The sequence below is a fragment of the Streptomyces sp. NPDC001922 genome, from assembly GCF_042891165.1.
Lineage (GTDB): Bacteria > Actinomycetota > Actinomycetes > Streptomycetales > Streptomycetaceae > Streptomyces.
Genome location: NZ_JBIASV010000015.1, coordinates 53,612 through 70,336 on the forward strand (window position 1 = coordinate 53,612; position 16,725 = coordinate 70,336).

12 protein-coding genes and 3 pseudogenes are annotated in these 16,725 nt (G+C 73.3%); 11 read left to right on the top strand and 4 right to left on the bottom strand.

Annotated features, from left to right (window positions below; all coding sequences use genetic code 11):
- Positions 1–57 precede the first annotated feature (57 nt).
- The 3 genes from ACFYYR_RS26235 (at position 58) to ACFYYR_RS26245 (ending at position 4,323) form a co-directional block, all read left to right on the top strand.
- Positions 58–1,092, top strand: coding sequence for a GlxA family transcriptional regulator (locus tag ACFYYR_RS26235; RefSeq protein ID WP_388858339.1), 1,035 nt, complete (start codon positions 58–60; stop codon positions 1,090–1,092).
- A gap of 259 nt (positions 1,093–1,351) precedes the next feature.
- The gene (locus ACFYYR_RS26240) at positions 1,352–2,782 is read left to right on the top strand and encodes an MFS transporter (protein WP_388858342.1); all 1,431 of its coding nucleotides are present in this window, start codon (positions 1,352–1,354) and stop codon (positions 2,780–2,782) included.
- 398 nt (positions 2,783–3,180) lie between these two features.
- Complete coding sequence (locus tag ACFYYR_RS26245) at positions 3,181–4,323, top strand: Rieske 2Fe-2S domain-containing protein (protein WP_388858345.1); 1,143 nt, start codon at positions 3,181–3,183, stop codon at positions 4,321–4,323.
- A 121-nt stretch (positions 4,324–4,444) separates the two neighbouring features.
- Here ACFYYR_RS26245 and ACFYYR_RS26250 read toward each other — a convergent pair.
- Positions 4,445–4,612: pseudogene (locus tag ACFYYR_RS26250) on the bottom strand (response regulator transcription factor); the annotation flags it as partial.
- Here ACFYYR_RS26250 and ACFYYR_RS26255 point away from each other — a divergent pair.
- Positions 4,577–5,098, top strand: a pseudogene (locus tag ACFYYR_RS26255) (cation:proton antiporter); the annotation flags it as partial. The pseudogenes ACFYYR_RS26250 and ACFYYR_RS26255 sit on opposite strands and share 36 nt — an antisense overlap.
- Positions 5,099–5,397: 299 nt before the next feature.
- On the opposite strand, the gene ACFYYR_RS26260 reads toward ACFYYR_RS26255, so the two are convergent.
- Together ACFYYR_RS26260 and ACFYYR_RS26265 are read right to left on the bottom strand one after the other, a co-directional pair.
- Positions 5,398–5,874 (bottom strand): hypothetical protein, encoded by a 477-nt coding sequence (locus tag ACFYYR_RS26260; protein ID WP_388858348.1) that lies wholly within the window; start codon positions 5,872–5,874, stop codon positions 5,398–5,400.
- A 209-nt stretch (positions 5,875–6,083) separates the two neighbouring features.
- Positions 6,084–6,878: pseudogene (locus tag ACFYYR_RS26265) on the bottom strand (SDR family NAD(P)-dependent oxidoreductase); the annotation flags it as partial.
- A gap of 276 nt (positions 6,879–7,154) precedes the next feature.
- On the opposite strand from ACFYYR_RS26265, the gene ACFYYR_RS26270 reads away from it, so the two are divergent.
- Genes ACFYYR_RS26270 through ACFYYR_RS26285 form a run of 4 tightly spaced genes read left to right on the top strand, consistent with a single transcriptional unit; the run spans position 7,155 to position 12,227 of the window.
- A complete protein-coding gene (locus ACFYYR_RS26270; RefSeq protein WP_388858351.1) occupies positions 7,155–7,529 on the top strand; it encodes a response regulator transcription factor in 375 nt (124 codons plus the stop codon).
- Positions 7,526–8,629, top strand: coding sequence for a HEAT repeat domain-containing protein (locus ACFYYR_RS26275; RefSeq protein WP_388858354.1), 1,104 nt, complete (start codon positions 7,526–7,528; stop codon positions 8,627–8,629). Before ACFYYR_RS26270 ends, ACFYYR_RS26275 begins: the two co-directional genes overlap by 4 nt.
- The gene (locus ACFYYR_RS26280) at positions 8,626–10,095 is read left to right on the top strand and encodes a glycosyltransferase family 2 protein (protein ID WP_388858356.1); all 1,470 of its coding nucleotides are present in this window, start codon (positions 8,626–8,628) and stop codon (positions 10,093–10,095) included. The genes ACFYYR_RS26275 and ACFYYR_RS26280 overlap by 4 nt, the downstream gene beginning before the upstream one ends.
- On the top strand, positions 10,092–12,227 hold the full coding sequence (locus tag ACFYYR_RS26285) for an ATP-binding protein (RefSeq protein ID WP_388858359.1): 2,136 nt from the start codon (positions 10,092–10,094) through the stop codon (positions 12,225–12,227). Before ACFYYR_RS26280 ends, ACFYYR_RS26285 begins: the two co-directional genes overlap by 4 nt.
- Before the next feature lie 142 nt (positions 12,228–12,369).
- Here ACFYYR_RS26285 and ACFYYR_RS26290 read toward each other — a convergent pair whose 3' ends face one another.
- Positions 12,370–12,732, bottom strand: coding sequence for a hypothetical protein (locus ACFYYR_RS26290; protein WP_388858362.1), 363 nt, complete (start codon positions 12,730–12,732; stop codon positions 12,370–12,372).
- 439 nt (positions 12,733–13,171) lie between these two features.
- Between ACFYYR_RS26290 and ACFYYR_RS26295 the strand changes: the two genes are divergently transcribed.
- From ACFYYR_RS26295 to ACFYYR_RS26305, 3 genes are all read left to right on the top strand, one after another.
- Positions 13,172–14,494, top strand: a complete 1,323-nt coding sequence (locus ACFYYR_RS26295) for an MFS transporter (protein ID WP_388858735.1) — start codon at positions 13,172–13,174, stop codon at positions 14,492–14,494.
- Between the two features lie 138 nt (positions 14,495–14,632).
- Positions 14,633–15,322, top strand: coding sequence for a response regulator transcription factor (locus ACFYYR_RS26300; protein ID WP_388858365.1), 690 nt, complete (start codon positions 14,633–14,635; stop codon positions 15,320–15,322).
- The gene (locus ACFYYR_RS26305) at positions 15,319–16,701 is read left to right on the top strand and encodes an ATP-binding protein (protein WP_388858368.1); all 1,383 of its coding nucleotides are present in this window, start codon (positions 15,319–15,321) and stop codon (positions 16,699–16,701) included. The genes ACFYYR_RS26300 and ACFYYR_RS26305 overlap by 4 nt, the downstream gene beginning before the upstream one ends.
- Positions 16,702–16,725 lie beyond the last annotated feature (24 nt).

The window sequence follows — 16,725 nt, forward strand, 5'->3', positions numbered from 1 at the left end:
AGTGGCCCGGAGGTCATGGTTCGCTAGGATCGGGCCACGGCGAGAAGAGGGGACACGATGCCGGAATCGGAGCACACGGACGGCACTCCGCGCCCCCACCGGGTCGTGGTTCTGGCGATCAGTGGGGTGATCCCCTTCGAACTCGGCATCCCCTACCGGATCTTCGGCAAGGCCCGCACCCCTGAGGGCCGGGCCCTCTACGACGTGGTGACCTGCTCCCCGGAACCGGGCCCCGTCCGCACGGATGCCGACTTCGCGATTCATGTCGAGCACGGGCCGGAGGCGCTGGCCGAGGCCGACTCGGTGGTGGTTCCGGCCTCCTACGAGCAGGGTCCGGTCTTCGAGGAAGGCAGGCTGCCCGAGCCGCTGGCCGCCGCCTTCGCCCGGGTACGGCCCGGCACGCGCATGGTGTCCATCTGCACGGGCTCCTATGTGCTGGCCGCCGCCGGCTTCCTCGACGGGCGGCCGGCCACCACGCACTGGAGCAGTACCGGTCACTTCCAGCGCCTCTTCCCGAAGGTCGACGTCGACCCGGACGTCCTCTTCGTCGACGACGGGGACGTGCTCACCTCCGCGGGTGTCGCGTCCGGCATCGACCTGTGCCTGCACATCGTCCGGCGTGATCACGGCGTGTCCGTGGCCCATGATGTCGCGCGGCGCAGTGTGGTGCCGCCCCACCGGGAGGGCGGCCAGGCCCAGTTCGTCCGGCGCCCGGTGGCGGAGCCACAGATGGCGACCACCGCCGCGGCCCGGGCGTGGGCCCTGGAGCGACTGGAGCGTCCGATTCCGCTGCGCGACCTGGCCGAGCGGGAGTCCATGAGTCTGCGCACCTTCACCCGCCGCTTCCGGGAGGAGGTCGGGCTCAGTCCGGGCCAGTGGCTGGTGCAGCAGCGGGTGGAGCGGGCACGGAGTCTGCTGGAGGACACGGACCTGACGGTCGACCGTATTGCCCGCGACTGCGGATTCGGTACGGCCGCGTCGCTGCGACAGCACCTCCAGGCAGCCCTCGGCGTCTCCCCCACCGCGTACCGGCGCACCTTCCGGGCCACCTCCGGCGGGCCCGGTCACACCGGTTCCCGCCCCGGGCGGTGACTCCGCGCTTCCGGTCCCGGGGGCGGCCGCAGGACTCGACGGCCGGCGGTGCGCGTGCCGGCCGGTCGGCCCGGCCGGTTCGCCCGCCACACCCCAATAAGGTTAGGCTTACCTGACCTTGACGGTGCACCACATGGCGCGCCGTCAGCAGCGAAAGCATCCGACTCCCCGGAAAGGTGATTGTCATGCTCTTGCCATATCAGCGAGAGTCGCCACGCCCGTGGTCCGACCGGCACGTCCGTTTACGAGGTGCGCAGCCGTGACCACGACCGAACTCACCGCCGCGACCGGACTCCGGACCGAACGCGCCGGGCAGCGCAGGATCATGACGGCCCTGACGGTCGTCGTCCTGTCCTACGGGCTGATGCAGACGATGCTGGTGCCCACGACGCACGTCCTGCGGCACGCGCTGGGCACCAGTGCGGCCGGCGCCTCCTGGGCGGTGCTCTCGGCGCCGCTGCTGGCCAGCGCTGTTGTGACGCCCCTGGTGGGCAGACTGGCCGACCGGCACGGCACGCGGCGTGTGCTGCTGGGAAGCCTGGTGATCTATCTGCTGGGCACCCTCGGCGCTGCCGTCGCGCCGAATGCCGGGGTGCTCATCGCCTGTCGGGCCGTGCAGGGCATCAGCCTGGCGCTGCTCCCCCTGTCGTTCGCGATCATCCGGGAAGCACTGCCGCCGGACCGGGTGCCCGCCGCCCTGGCCGTGACCTCCGGCCTGGTCGGAGGCACCGCCGGCGCCGGCCTGCTCGTCGGAGGCCTGGTGACCGATCATGCGTCCTGGCGCTGGCTCTTCGTCATCGGGGCACTGCTGGTGGCCGCCGCCCTCGTGCTCGCCGCACTGTGGGTGCCTGCCGGATCCGGACAGGACGCAGGACGCCTGGACCTGCCCGGAACGCTGGTCCTGGCGGCCGGCTCGGCAACCCTGCTGCTGGGCATCACCCAGGGGCCCGCATGGGGCTGGTCCTCGCCGACGGCGATCGGCACGTTCGTCGCCGCGGCCGTTCTGATGACGGTGTTCACCCTGATCGAACGGCGGGTCCCGCACCCCGTCGTGGACCTGCTCGTCCTCACGCACCGGCCCCTGCTGACCGCGCACCTCGGCGCCCTGGCACTGGGAGCGAATCAGTTCGTCATCTATGTGCTGCTGCCCGAACTCGCCCAGCTGCCGGAGGCCTCCAGCAGTACTCCCGCGGGTGTCGCCCACGGTTTCGGGGCCTCGGTCACGGGGGCGGCGCTCCTTCTCCTGCCGGGAACGGTGCTGAGTCTCCCCGCCAGTTGGCTGGCTCCCCGGCTGGAGCGCCACCTCACCATCCGGGGGCCGTTGGCTCTCGGGCTGGGGCTGGCCGCGGCGGGCGGGCTGCTGCTCGCGGTGTTCCACGCCGGGCCGGTGGACGTACTGGTCTGCTATCTGGTGTGCAGCACCGGGCACGGTCTCGCCATGGCGGCGCTGCCCCGGCTGGTCCAGCACGCCACGCCGCCGGCCCGCAGCGGCAGCGCCAACAGCGTCAACACGGTGGCCCGCACGTTCGGCGGCGCGATCGGCAGTCAGGCCGGGACGGCGGTGATCGCCTCGCTCGCCGTCCCCGGGACAGGGCTGGCCACGTCCGCCGGTTTCACCACGGCGTTCGGCATCGCCGCCGCCATCGCGGCGCTCGGCAGCCTGCTGCCTCTCGCGGGTCGCGCCGCCTGAACCCGGCCCGCCCGCCTCGGTCCGCCGGTCCGGCCGGGGCGGGGGAAGCCGCGGCGGCCGGCTCACGGGAAGTGGGCCGCGACCTCGGCGCCGCCGGTCCGGGGCGGCCGGCGAGGCCGGCCGCCGGCCGCGTGTTCCGGGCGGTGTCCGGGCCGGTTTGTGACGACGGCCTGCGCGCTGCCAGGGGGAAATAGTTGTGGGCTAAATATCTCGCGGCGCATTCGTGGGCTTTACGCCGGTCGACGCGCTCCGTAATCGCTCACCCGCATTCATTTACCTTGCCGGCTCGCTCACTTCCCTGTCGGAATTCGATCGGGATTCCTGTCGACGACCACTCCCCTGACCTGCGTGGATAACCTGGGGATCCACTCCGGAAAGCCGGAGAGACGGAGACATCGATGGGATTATCTCGTAAGTTTCGACGGGGAATCACCGAAGGCCCGACACCCGCTGATGCGCTGTCCACACCGCGCCTGCCGTACCCCGGCGGCTGGTCCGCGGTGGCCTTCTCCGAGGAACTGAAACCCGGGAGGGTACTCACCCGGCCGCTCATGGGCGAGGACGTGGTTCTCTACCGGATGCGCTCCGGTGGAATCCGCGCGGTACGGCCCTACTGTCCGCATCTGGGCGCACACCTCGGGCTGGGGGACGTCGAGGGGGACGACCTGGTGTGCCCCTTCCACCGCTTCGCGTTCGGCCCGGACGGATCGTGCGTGCGGACCGCGTACGGCGCCTCGCCGCCCAAGGCCTCGCTGGTCCACCTGCCGGTTTGTGAAGTCAACGACGCCGTCTTCGTCTGGCGTCATCATGACGCCGACCGGCCTCAGTGGGACATCCCGGCCTGGCACACGGTCGGTCGTCCGCCCGTACGGCACGCCACCTGGGAAATGGCCGGCCATGCCCAGGAGGTCATGGAGAACGCCGTGGATCTGGGCCACTTCGCCGCACTCCATGGCTGGGCCAACGCCGAACTGGCCTCTCCGGTCGTCTTCGAGGGGGTGCGGTTCCATGTGTCGATGCGCGTCACCGAGAGGTTCCCGCTGCTGGGCGAGCACCGGGTGGAGATCGAGGTCGACGGGCACGGGCTCAGCGCTCTCCACACGGATGTCCGTACACCGGGGCTCGGCCTGGAGATGTGCACCCTGGTGACGGCGACCATGATCGCGCCCGGGCGGATGCAGTTCCGGCAGGCGAGCCGGTTCGCCGTGGCGGCGCCCGCCCGCTGGTCACCCCGGGCGGCGCGCCTGCTCGGCCGCGCACTGTCGCGGGTGCTGGCCCGTCCGATGTTCCGGTGGAGCTGTGACTTCACAGCCGCCGACTTCCCGATCTGGAACACCAAGGAGTACACCTCACCCCCACGGCTCGCCCCGGGCGACGGCCCCATCGGGCCCTTCCGGCACTGGGCCCGGCAGTTCTATCCGCAGAACGTCGGCAGCCAGGTGCTGCCGGGCCCAGGCACCGGCACCGGCACCAAGAGCTCCGGCTCCGGGCACAGTGGTACTGCCCCGTCGCCTCCCCGGCAACTGAGCACTGAGCACTGATGCTGTGAGCGCCCTCGACGCGCCCCGCCGGTGTGTCGTTCGTCTGCCTGTCTGCCGCCGCCGGGTCGTTCCGGCGGCCCGGGAGAGACGTCCGGGGCAGCTCCGGGCCGGTGGCCGGCGGTCAGGGTTCGACCAGTCCGACGCGGATCGCGTACCGGGCGAGCTCCAGCCGGTCCTTCAGCCCCAGTTTCTCCAGCAGGTTGGCCCGGTGCCGCTCGACGGTCTTCACGCTGATGACGAGCATGTCGGCGATCTGCTGGGAGGTGTGGCCCTCGGCGACGAGCTTGACGGGGTCGCCGATGCCATCGGCGCCTTCATGGTCGGCCTGATCCTCGCCGGTACCTCCTCCGGGCCGCGGATCCGCGAGCTGGTGCACCCCCTGCGCGACGCCTTCGCGGCGATCTTCTTCTGCGCGTTCGGGCTGGCCATCGACCCCGGGGACGTCGTCTCCGTGGCCGGACCGGTCGCCGCCGCCGTCGGGCTGACGGTGCTGATGAACGTGACGGCGGGGCTGCTGGTCGCCCGGCTCTACCGCTACGGGCCCCGGACCGCCGCGGACATCGCGACCACTCTTCTCGCACGCGGCGAGTTCGCGCTGATCCTCGCGGCGATGGCGGCCGGCGCGGGGCTCGACGACCGGCTCTCCCCGTTCATCGCCGGGTACGTCCTCGTGCTGGCCGTTCTCGGTCCGGTGTTCGCCGGCCGGGCGCAGCTGGTCGCGCGGGCGCTGCGGGCGGCGCAGGCGCGGCTTCCCGGCGACCGGTCCCGTCCCTCGCTTCCCGGCCGCGGGGGCGGCGCGGGACGGGCGGGAGGCCGCGGAGCCGGACGGACGGGTGGGACCGGACGGACGAGGGGCCGCGGTGGGCGAGTGCTGCCGGACCGCCTCATCGGTTCCGCCCGCACAGCAGGTCGAGGCGGAACGATAGGGCCGCCGACGACCGGGGCGGCCGCGGAGCCGGCAACGCCTGGTCCCCTGCCCCTCGGCAACGCTGCCCCTCGACCCGCTGCCTCTCGGCACGACGACCGCACGGCTGGGTGGACCCGTTCGTCCGACCGCGTCGCCAACGGCGCCTTTCACGCGTCGCGGACCGCGGCGAAGTAGGCGTTGGAGGAGGGGAGGAACAACAGCGCTGCGGCGGCGGCGAACAACAGGCCCGAGGGGAGGTCGGAGAGCAGCACGTCGTTCATCAGCCACGTGCCGGTCAGCCGGTCGAAGCCGTCCATGCTCAGGCTGTTGAGGACGAAGAGCACGCTGAGCGCGGCGATCGCGGCCAGCACGATCCGGGCCCAGTTCCGTCCGGCGCGCATCCTGAGCAGGCAGAACAGCCACACTCCGCTGATCACGAGCAAGGCCCCCGCGGAGACGGCCAGTTGCACGAGGGCGTCCTGCCGTCCCACTTCCTGCCGCATCTCGTCGAAGCCGGTGGGCCGTACGACGAAGGCGCCCAGCACCCAGACCACCCAGTTCACGGCGATCGCCAGGAGCGAGAGCCGGAAGGCCCCGACCACTTCCCTCGGACGTCCGGTCCGGTCCACTGCTGCTCCGGTCACGCGTCTCCCCCTCCGATGACAGCGCGGCCAACAGCTGGTCAGGGCCGCGTACGGGTCAGCCCGTGAGACTCCGGTCCGGGCCCGGAGGTTGCTTCCGGGCCGCCATCGGACGAAGGAGTCCGCCGGTCGGCCGACCCTCCGGGGCCGCGGTCACCGCCAGGCGCAGGCGTTCCGGATCCCCCACCGGGCCGCTGCCGGATGGCGGCGTCGGTCAGCTCCATCAGCCGTCGGCGGGCGTCCGCGTCGTAGGCCTGGTCGTGCGCCCGGGCGTCGGTGAACCGGTCGAAGTAACGGCCCGTGGTGGAGGCGAGGCCGGGGTCGAGCAGCAGCCGCACCGTGGGCCGCACCCCTTCGTCGACGGTGGTGGCCGGCGTCAGCCCGTACGCGCGCACCCCCTCGGTGTCCATCAGGTGCGCGGGGTGGAGCGCGTTCACCGTGACACCGGTTCCGTCGAGTTCGGCGGCCAGCTCGAAGGTGGCCATGATCATGGCGAGTTTGCTGCGGCAGTAGGCGCGCAGTCCCTCGTAGTCCCGGTCCAGCATGACGTCGTCGAAGTCGACGGCCTCCTGCCCCACGGAGGCCACATTGACCACTCGGGCGGGGGCCGAGGCGGTGAGCAGCGGCAGCAGACCGCGGGTGAGGGCGCAGGGGGCGAGGTGGTTCACGGCGAAGCGCAGCTCGTACCCCTGACGGCTCAGCTCGCGGCGCAGCGGTTCGGCACCGCCGCCCGCCACGGCGTTGTGGACGAGCCCGTCGAGCCGGGGTTCGTCGGCGAGGATCCGGGCGGCCAGCGCGTGGACCTGGTCCAGGTCGGACAGATCGGCGAGTGCGGTGCGAACGGCCCCGCCCCGGGCGGCGGTGCGCACTTCGGCCGCGACGGCGTCGAGCCGGGTGCGGTCGCGGCCGTGCAGCAGCACCGTCTCGCCCCGGGCGGCGAGGTCGAGGGCGATGCCGCGGCCCAGGCCCTGGGTCGCGCCGGTGATGAGGAACGTTCGTCGGGTCATGCCGCTCACCCTGTCAGCGCGGGGCGGCCCGTGCAGAGGGTGCGCTGCCGCTGGTGCTGTCACCACCAGGCACGGGGCCGGCCCCGGGGGCGGTGCCCGTCTCCCGGTGGCGAACCCCGGGAGGGCCCCGGCCGTCGGCGGCGCCCACGCCCCTGCGTGCCGCCCCCTCCCCCGCCGGTGCTCCGTACGGACCACACCGGGGCCCGCGGCCGTGTCGCCCGACCGTCCACGGCCCGGGATGTCGTTTGCTGCTGGGAGCCGTGTGAAGGAGGACTCGTGGCGAATGTCCTGGTGGCGGACGACGACGCCGATATCCGCGACCTCGTGACCTTCAAGCTCACGCAGTCCGGCCATGCGGTCGTCTCCGTGGAGGACGGGCCGTCGGCACTGGCCGCGGCCCGGGAGGACGGTGTGAACATCGCGCTCCTCGACATCCGGATGCCCGGCATGTCCGGGCTGGACGTCTGCCGGGAGCTGCGGTCCGCGCCGGAGACGTCGTCCTTGCCGATCATTCTTCTCACCGCGCGCTCCCAGGAGGGCGACGTGGAGACCGGGTTCGCCGCCGGCGCCGACGACTACATCGTGAAGCCGTTCAGTCCGCGGGAGCTGGCGAGCCGGGTCTCGGCGCTGCTCGCCCGAGCCGGCAGATGACGGCCGTCCTCACCGGGGCGGTCTTTCTGGCGGCCATGCTGGCGGTGGTGGCGGGTCTCGGGCTGTTCATCGTCGGGGTACGGCTCCTCCGGCTGGTCCGGGAGCGCCGCCGGGCGCGGCTCACGGCGCCGCTGCGCATTCTCCTCATCGAGTTGACCTGCGAGGACGAAGCGGAGGAGACGGCTGCCGCGCGGCAGTTGGCCGGGCTGGACCGGCGCCGGTGGGCGGCGCTCGAACCGATGGCGTCGGCCCTGCTGGGGAAGGTGACCGGGCGGGCGCGCACCGCGCTGGTCGGGGTGTTCGAGCGGCACGGCGCGGTGGAGCAGGCCCGCGCCCGGCTGCGGCGCCACGGTTCGGTCGGCCGGGCCCGGGCCGCCGAACTGCTCGGCAGCCTCGGCCACCGGGAGGCGGCCCCGGCCCTGATCCCCCTGCTGCACAGCCGCGATCCGGACCTTCGGGCCACCGCCGCCCGCGCTCTGGGGCGGCTCGGCGACTCCGGCGCGGTGCCCGCCCTGCTGGACTGTCTGAGCGGCCGGCGCCGGGTGCCGCCGCCCGTGGTCACCGAGGCCCTGGTCGGGCTGGGCCCGGATGCCGAGGGGGCGATCGCCGCCGGCCTGCGGCACTCCGACGCGCTGGCCCGGGCGGTGGCCGTCGAGGCGCTGGCCGCCACCGGCTCGCCGGCGCAGACGGACGCTCTCGCCGCCGCCCTCACCGGCGACCCGTCCCCGGAGGTCAGGGTGCGTGCCGCGCGGGCGCTGGGCACGATCGGCGCGCCCGGGGGCCTCGAACCGCTCCTGGAAGCGGTGGACCCCGCCCATCCGACGGTCCTGCGGGCAACCGCCGCCGAGGCGCTGGGCAGCGTGGGCGCCGCCGGCACCGCGCCCCGGCTGCGCGCCCTCCTCGCGGATCCGGCCCACCGGGTGGCCGCCGCCGCGGCCACGGCCCTGGACCGCCTCGGGCCCGCCGGCCGACACGAGCTGGAGGTGGCCGCCCGGGGCGGCGACGGGCCGCGGGCCGCCGCGCACGCCGTCGCCGTCCTGGCCGAAGCGGCCCTGCCCGCCGCGCAGTCCGCGTCGGACGCCGCGGGGACGGCGTGGTGAGCGCCGGCCTGGCGGCCGGGGTGCCGGGCCCGCTGGGCGGGGTGCTGTCGGTCACCGACACCGGGATCCTCTGGTACTTCTTCATCGTCAACAGCGCCTATCTGCTGCTGATTCTGCTGGCCTCCCTGGACTTCGCCCGGCTGCTGCGGCGGGCCCCCGTCGCCGGCCACAACCAGATCGCGACCAGCCGCTTCACCACCCCGGTCTCGCTGATCGTGCCCGCCTACAACGAGGAGGCCGGCATCAGCGAGGCGGTGCGGGCGATGCTGCTGCTGCGCTACCCGCGGCTGGAGATCGTGGTGGTCGACGACGGCTCCGCGGACGGCACCCTCGACGCTCTGCAGGAGGCGTTCGATCTCGCGGAGGTCCCGCGGGTGGTGCCGGAGGACGTGCCGATGCGCGGCCCGGTGGAGTCGGTCTGGGTCCCGCGGGTCAGCCCGCATCCGCTGGTCGTGGTGCGGAAGAAGAACGGCGGTAAGGCCGACGCCCTGAACGTCGGCCTCAATGTGGCCCGTCACCCGCTGGTGTGCATGGTCGACGCGGACTCGGTGCTGGACGCCGAGGCGCTGCTGTCCGCCGCCAAGCCGCTGCTCGACGATCCGCTGCGGGTGGTGGCCTGCGGGGGTGTGGTGGGGATCGCCAACGGCTGCAGCATCATGGCCGGCCGCGTCGTGGAGGTCCGGATGCCCCGGGAGCGGCTGGTCCGGATCCAGACGGTCGAGTACCTGCGGGCCTTCCTGCTGGGCCGTACCGGCTGGTCGAAGGTGGGAGGGCTGCTCGTCATCGCCGGTGCCTTCGGTGTGTTCCGGCGGGACGCCGTCGTCGGCGTCGGGGGCATGGACCCGGACTGCATCGGCGAGGACGCCGAAGTGGTCGTCAGGCTGCACCGGCGGATGCGGGAACAGCGCCGGGAGTACCGCATCGTCTTCGTCAGCGAGCCCGTGTCGTGGAGCGAGGCCCCGTCGACCGCCCGGGTGCTGGCACGTCAGCGGCGGCGCTGGCACCGGGGGCTGACCGAGATCCTGCTCAAGCACCGGCGCATGATCGGCAATCCCCGCTACGGGCGCGTCGGGCTGCTGGCGCTGCCGTTCTACGTCCTGTTCGAACTGCTCGCGCCGGTGGTCGAGGTGCTCGGTCTCGTCCTGGTGCCGCTCAGCGTGGCCTTCGGGGCGGTCGACCCGTCGTTCCTGTGGCGCTTCCTGCTGCTGACGTACGCCTACGCCGTGCTGGTCAGTCTGGTCGCGGTGGCCGCGGAGGAGTACGCCTTCCACCGCTTCGCGGGCTGGCGGGACATCGGCCAGCTGCTCGTCGCGGCCGTCGCCGAGAACCTGGGCTACCGCCAGTTCCTCGCGGTCGCCCAGCTGCGGGGGATCTGGGACGCGCTGCGCGGTACGCGTCAGGTCTGGGGCGCCATGCCGCGGCAGGGGTTCGCCTCGGCGCCCGCACGGAAGGAGGACGCGCGGTGACACGGTCCGGCGACAACGACGGGGTTCCGCGATCGGAGCGGCCGGTGACCGTGGCCCGCCGGCTGGGCGGAGCCTTCGGTCTGGTGATCTTTCTGCTGGTGGTGGTCGGTGCCGGTTCGCTGTTCACGGCCTGGTACCAGGACCGTACGGTCGTCGACCTCACCCAGCACGTCGGGCCGCTGCAGAACGCCAACGTCCAGCTGCGCACCACCCTGGGCGACACCCAGCGCTCCCTGCGCAACTACCTCCTGGTGGGGAATCCCGCCGAACTCCGGTCGTACCGGCAGCAACGGGCAGCCCTGCCGGGGCAGTTCCGGGAGGCCCGGCGGTACGACGTGCCGGACACCGAGCACCTTCTCGACCTGCAGGAGCAGCAGGCCGACCGGTATCTGCGGCAGGCCGCGCCGGGTGAGCGGCTGCGGCCGGGCAGTCCGCAGGCCCTGGACCTGGCGGGCCGGCTGGGCACGTCGTTCTGGGTCTTCCGGAGGACGAACGGCGATCTCGACGACCGGCTGCTGGACGAGCTCGCCGTGCTGCGGAACCGCACGCGGAGCACCGTCCGGGTCACCGCCGCCGCCACCGGGGGCCTTGTCGCCGCGACGGTGGTCCTCGCGCTGGTCGCGGCGGTGCGCACCACACGCTGGCTCACCCATCCCCTGGAGCGGGTGCGGGCGACGCTGGCCCGGCTCACGGCGGGGCAGCACGACGCCCGCGCGCCGGTGTCGCGGCCCGCCGAGATCCGGGATCTGGCGCACTCGGTGAACGCGCTGGCCGACGAGGGCGACCGGCTGCGCGGTCTGGAGGCGGAGCGGGCGCGGCTGGCCGGTGTGGCGCGGGACGCCGGGCGGCGTGTCCGTTCCCATCTCGAGGCCGGGGCCGTGCTCCGCGAGGGGGTCAGCGCCCTCGGCCCGGGCATGCGGGCCGAGCACGTGCTGCTGCTCCTCGCCGAGAACGACACCGAGGACGTTCCGGTGGTCCAGGGATGGAGCGCCGAGCACGGTTTCGTGCCGGAGGAGGAAGTGCGCCGGCTGCCTCGCGTCCCGCACGACGCCATCCCGCCGTCCACCGGCAGCGGCGCGACGTTCCGGATCGACGACGTCCGGCCCTACCTCGCCGAGCAGCGGCCGGTGCCGGGCGCTCCGGGCATCTACGGGACGGACGGCTTCCCCGCCGAGGTCCGCGGTGCCATGGCCGAGCTCGGTGCCCGTTCCGTCGCCGTGTCGCCGTTCCGTTCCGGCTCGGATGTGACGGGGTGTCTGATCCTGCTGCGCAGCGGTCCGGACGCCGGCTGGGACGATGTCGAGATCGACACCCTGGAGTCGGTGGCGACCGACCTGGGCCGGGCCCTGCAGCACGCCCGGCTGTACGCCCAGGAGGGCCGCCTCGTGGAGGAGCTGCGCGCGCTGGACAAGGCCAAGTCCGACTTCCTGTCGACCGTCTCCCATGAGCTCCGCACTCCGCTGACCAGCATCGCCGGGTATGTGGAGCTGTTGCTGGACGAGGACACCGGAGAGCTGGCCGAGCCGCAGCGCCGCGCGCTGGACGTGGTGGAGCGCAACACCGTCCGGCTGCGGACGATGATCGAGGACCTGCTGACCCTCTCCCGCATCGAGGCGGGCACCTACCGGGGGATCAAGCAGGTGGTGGATGTGTGCGGCATCGTGGAGGCCGTCACCGACGCGATGCGCCCCCAGGCGCAGGACAAGGACGTCGAGTTGCGGTCCGCGTGTGCGCTGGAGCCGCTGACCGCGAATGCCGACCCGGACCAGCTGGACCGCATGCTGATGAATCTGATGTCCAACGCGGTGAAGTTCACGCCGCGCGGCGGCACGGTGACGGTCCGGGCGGTCCGGACGGGGCCGGACGTGGACCTGATCGTCCAGGACACGGGCATCGGGATCCCGGAGTCGGAGCAGAAGCACCTGTTCACCCGGTTCTTCCGGGCGTCCAACGCGTCGGGGCTCGCGGTCCCGGGGACCGGGCTGGGTCTGACCATCGTGCGGACCATCGTCGTCAACCACGGGGGCGACCTCAGCATCGACTCGCGGGAGGGCGAGGGCACCACGGTCACCGTGCGGCTGCCGCTCGCCGCGGAGGAGCACGAGCGGGAGGCGGCCGTGCAGGAACGCTGACCGGGCCGGGCCGGCGAGGGGAAGGCGGTGGCCGGGCCGTGGCCCGTTCCGCCGTGCCCGTCCGGCCGTTTCCGACGACGCGTCAGGGCAAGCGAACAGGCACCGGCTCCACGGCGGCCGTTCGGCGGTCCGTTCCGGGCGCTCAGTACAAGGTGTCGAGCCGGTCGACGACGGCCCGCAGTTCGCGAGCCCGCCGCCGATACATGCCGAGGATCACGGATTCCAGGAACTCGCGTGCCTCGTAAGGGTTTCCGCAGCACTCCCAGATGCCGCAGGCGCCGTCCTCGTGCGGGGTCCAGAGCCGGTGGTACGGGCGCCGCACGAATGCGCCCCACATCGCGAGTGCGTCGGCGGTGACGCCGGCCCAGAGGTGGTTCCTGCTGTGCTCGACCCTGGCGACCTCGGCGAGCGCCGCCGAGGAGAGGCCGGCGATGACGGGCCGCCGGGTGAGCGGGGTCCGTGGGCGCTGTCGGGCGCGCACCTGCCCCGGCCGGTTACGCGGCATCAGCCTTTCGGTGGGTGTTCATGGCGCGATCCTCGCAGTGGGTCCCGCGTCATGTCACCTCATATACCGGCCCGTTGGTGCGCTGGGCGGCTGCCCGGCCGGGCCGGAGCCGATGCCGGATTCCCTGCTCCGGATTCACGGTAGGAGGCGGCACGGCGGGCCCGTCATGGCGGCAGCGGCAGCGCTGTGCACAACGTCCGGAGGACAGGGACGGGGCCGCGGCGCTGTCCGCAGGAGGGGCCGCGGCGTGGCGTCCGCATTCTTAGCGGGATGTTAGATCTGGCGGCCGAACCTTGTTCCGGCACGGTGGCGCGCGCATGCTCTGGGCACATCATCACCCCGTCGACCAGGGGTCTTCTCATCGGGAGCCGCCATGTCACCGTCCGCCAACGTGCACAGAACACCGCCCGGCGGCGAGCGCGCGAAGCGACGACTCGCCCTGATCGGCGGGTCGCTCGGCAACCTCGTCGAGTGGTACGACTGGTTCGTCTACGCTACCTTCGCGATCTACTTCGCCGACTCGTTCTTCCCCGGTGACAACCCCACCACCCAACTCATGAACACCGCGGGGATCTTCGCGGTCGGCTTCCTGATGCGGCCGGTCGGAGGCTGGATCCTCGGACGTGCCGCGGACCGCCACGGCCGGAAGAGCGCGCTCACCCTCACGGTCGCCATGATGTCGGCGGCCGCCCTGCTCATCGCCGTCGCCCCCACCTACGACCAGGCCGGCTACTTCGGCGCGCTGGTCCTGCTGGTGGCGCGGCTGCTGCAGGGCATGAGCATCGGCGGCGAGTACGCCGCGAGCGCCACCTACCTGACCGAGGCGTCGGGCCGCGGCCGCCGGGGGCTGGGCTCGTCCATGCAGTACGTGTCGATGACCACCGGCCAGCTGCTCGGCCTGGGCATCCTGATCACCATGCAGCACACCCTCAGCAAGGACCAGCTGGAGGGCTGGGGCTGGCGGATCCCGTTCGTGCTGGGGGCGCTCTTCGCCGTGGTGGTCTTCTGGCTGCGGCGCCGGCTGCAGGAGACCGAGGCGTTCACCGAGGCGTCCGGCGACGGGGGCGACGCCCGCGACCGCGGCACGCTGAAGGTCCTGTGGCAGCACCGCCGCCAGGCGTTCCTGGTCATGGCGCTCACTCTGGGTGGCACGGTGGCCTACTACACGTACACCACCTACCTCACCAAGTACCTGATCGGCAGCGCGGGCATGGAGAAGTCCACCGCGACGCTGGTGAGCTTCACCTCGCTGACGGTCTTCGCCGTGCTCCAGCCCTTCGCGGGAGCGCTGTCGGACCGGATCGGCCGCCGCCCGCTGCTGATCACCTTCGCCGTCGGCTGCACCGTCGGCACCTACCCGCTCATGACCGCGCTGCGGTCGGCGTCGTCGTACTGGTCGGCGCTGGGGCTGTCGCTGATCGCCCTGGTGATCGTCACCGGCTACACGTCCATCAACGCCGCCGTGAAGGCCGAACTGTTCCCCACCGGCGTGCGCGCCCTGGGCGTGGCGCTGCCCTACTCGATCGCCAACGCGCTCTTCGGCGGCACGGCGGAGTACGTGGCGCTGTGGTTCAAGGACGCGGGCATGGAGACGATGTTCTTCTGGTACGTCTCCGGGTGCGCGCTGGTCTCCCTGGTCACCTATGTGCTGATGCCGGAGACCCGCCACGCCACGCTCAGCCGGTCCGAGGCCTCCTCCGTCCCGGCGGAGTCGACCGGGCCGGCCGACCGGCCGGGCCCGCCGGTGGAGGCCAAGGTCTGACCCTCCCCACAGCCGCGACCGGCAGGCCGGGGAGCACGGTGCCGTCCGTGCCCCGGCCTGCCGGTCGCCTCTTCCGCAAAACCGGCGGATGGGATATGCCAGAAGGCACACTGTCCCAGGTCACAGAGGTAAGCCCGGATGCACGCACTGCTGGTCGAGGACGACGACCGCATGGCCCACGCCCTCGGCACGGCCCTCGCTCAGCGCGGCCACTCCGTCCGCAGGGTCGGCCGTGCCTCGGACGCGCTCCAGCACGCGCACGAGGCCGAGTTCGTGCTGCTCGATCTGGGGCTGCCGGACCTGGACGGGCTCGAACTGCTGCGGCGGATGCGCACCGTCTGCGACGCTCCCGTCATCGTGGTCACCGCGCGGTGCGAGGAGCGCGACATCGTGCAGGGGCTCCGCGCCGGCGCGGACGACTACGTGGTGAAGCCCTTCCGGACGGCCGAGCTGATGGCCCGCATCGACGCCGTGCGCCGCCGCACGGACCTCCCCGCGGGCGGCGGTGCACAGAGCCCGGGACGGGTCCGCACGGGGGACGTCGAGATCGATCCGGCGGCCCGTACCGTCACGGTCGCGGGGGCGGAGGTGCGGCTGACCCGCCGGGAGTACGACGTGCTGGCCTTCCTGGCCGCCCGGCCGGGCGAGGTGCACTCCCGGGAGGAGATCCTGGACCGCATCTGGGGTGACGTGTTCCTGACCGCCTCGCGCTCCCTGGACGTGCACGTGGCGGGGATCCGCGCCAAGACGGGCCGGTCGGAGCTGATCCGCACGGTCCGCGGGTTCGGCTACCAGCTCGGCTCCGTGGGCCCGGACGGCGGCCCGTGAGGCGCCGGCTGCTCGCCGTGCTGATCGTGCTCATGGGAGCAGCGGTGCTGCTGCTGTCCGTGCCCCTGGCCGACACCCTCGCGCGGAGCCGGACCGAGCATCTGCTGCTCCAGCGGCGGGCGGACGCGGCACGGTTCGCCGATCTCGCCGACCGGGTGCGCACCCGGGCCGACCGGGCCGAGCTGTCCGCCGAGATCGACCGGTACGCCGAGCTGTACGGGGCCGGGGTGCTGGTCGTGGACTCGGCGGGCGACCCGCTGGCCCGGGCCGGGGCGGGCACCGCGGCGGCCCTCGCCGCCTCGGCGGTGGACGTCCGGCGGCAGGCCCTGACCGGCCGCCCCACGGCTGAGCTGCCCACGATCCGGCCCTGGGGGCCGTCCACCGTGGTGCTGGCCGAGCCGGTGGGCCACGACGAACGGGTGAGCGGCGCCGTGGTGCTGGCCGTCCCCACCGACGCCGCGCGCCGGGACGTGACCGTCCGCTCCGCGCTCATCGGGGTGGGCGCGATCGCCGCGTTCACCACGGCGGCCCTGGTCGCGGCGGGCATCACCCGGTGGCTGCTGCGCCCGGTGCGCGATCTGGACCGGGCCGTGGAGGGGCTGGCCGCCGGCAGTCTGCAGGCGCGGGCCGCCTCCCACACCGGGCCGCCGGAACTGCGCCGGCTGCGGGAGCACTTCAACAGCATGGCGGAAGCGGTGGCCGAGTCCATCGGCCGGCAGCGGGACTTCGTCGCCGACGCCTCCCACCAGCTGCGCAACCCCCTGGCCACCCTGGTGCTCCAGCTGGAGAACATCGAACCGCACCTGCGGCCCGGGCCGGGCCCGGCCGAGTTCTCCCGCGCCCTCGACGAGGCGGAGCGGCTGGGGGATCTGCTGGACGGACTGCTCGCGCTGGCCCGGGTGGAGTCCGGCACCGCCGAACTCGCCGACCAGGACCTGTCGTCGGCGGTGCGGGAGCGCGTGACCGCGTGGGGCCCGGTGTTCCGCACGTCCGGCATCGACCTGGCGGCCGACGTCGGCGACGGTCTGCGGGGGCGGACCCTGCCCGACGCGGTGGGCCGGGTCCTGGACGCGCTGCTGGACAACGCCGCCAAGTTCGTCCCGTCCGGCGGCCGCGTCGAGGTGGCGGCCGCGCTCCGGGACGGCCGGGTCGTCGTACGGGTCGCCGACGACGGCCCCGGGGTGTCCGAGGAGCAACTGCCCACCCTGCTGCGGCGTTTCGTCCGGGGCGCCCAGCACCAGAACACGCCCGGCAGCGGGCTGGGGCTGGCCATCGCCGACGAGATCGCGACGCTCAGCGGCGGGCAGCTCTCCGTCGGCCACAACACGCCGCGGGGTCTCGCCGTGGAGCTGTCGCTGCCGGCGGGCGCGCCGGGGTGAGCGCCGCGTTCCGGCCGCCGGGGC

Bases quoted from the DNA above. Each gene is read 5' to 3' on its own strand.
- ACFYYR_RS26290 (WP_388858362.1), bottom strand. From the start codon at position 12,732: ATGCCGCGTAACCGGCCGGGGCAGGTGCGCGCCCGACAGCGCCCACGG.
- ACFYYR_RS26275 (WP_388858354.1), top strand. From the start codon at position 7,526: ATGACGGCCGTCCTCACCGGGGCGGTCTTTCTGGCGGCCATGCTGGCG.
- ACFYYR_RS26245 (WP_388858345.1), top strand. From the start codon at position 3,181: ATGGGATTATCTCGTAAGTTTCGACGGGGAATCACCGAAGGCCCGACA.
- ACFYYR_RS26300 (WP_388858365.1), top strand. From the start codon at position 14,633: ATGCACGCACTGCTGGTCGAGGACGACGACCGCATGGCCCACGCCCTC.
- ACFYYR_RS26235 (WP_388858339.1), top strand. From the start codon at position 58: ATGCCGGAATCGGAGCACACGGACGGCACTCCGCGCCCCCACCGGGTC.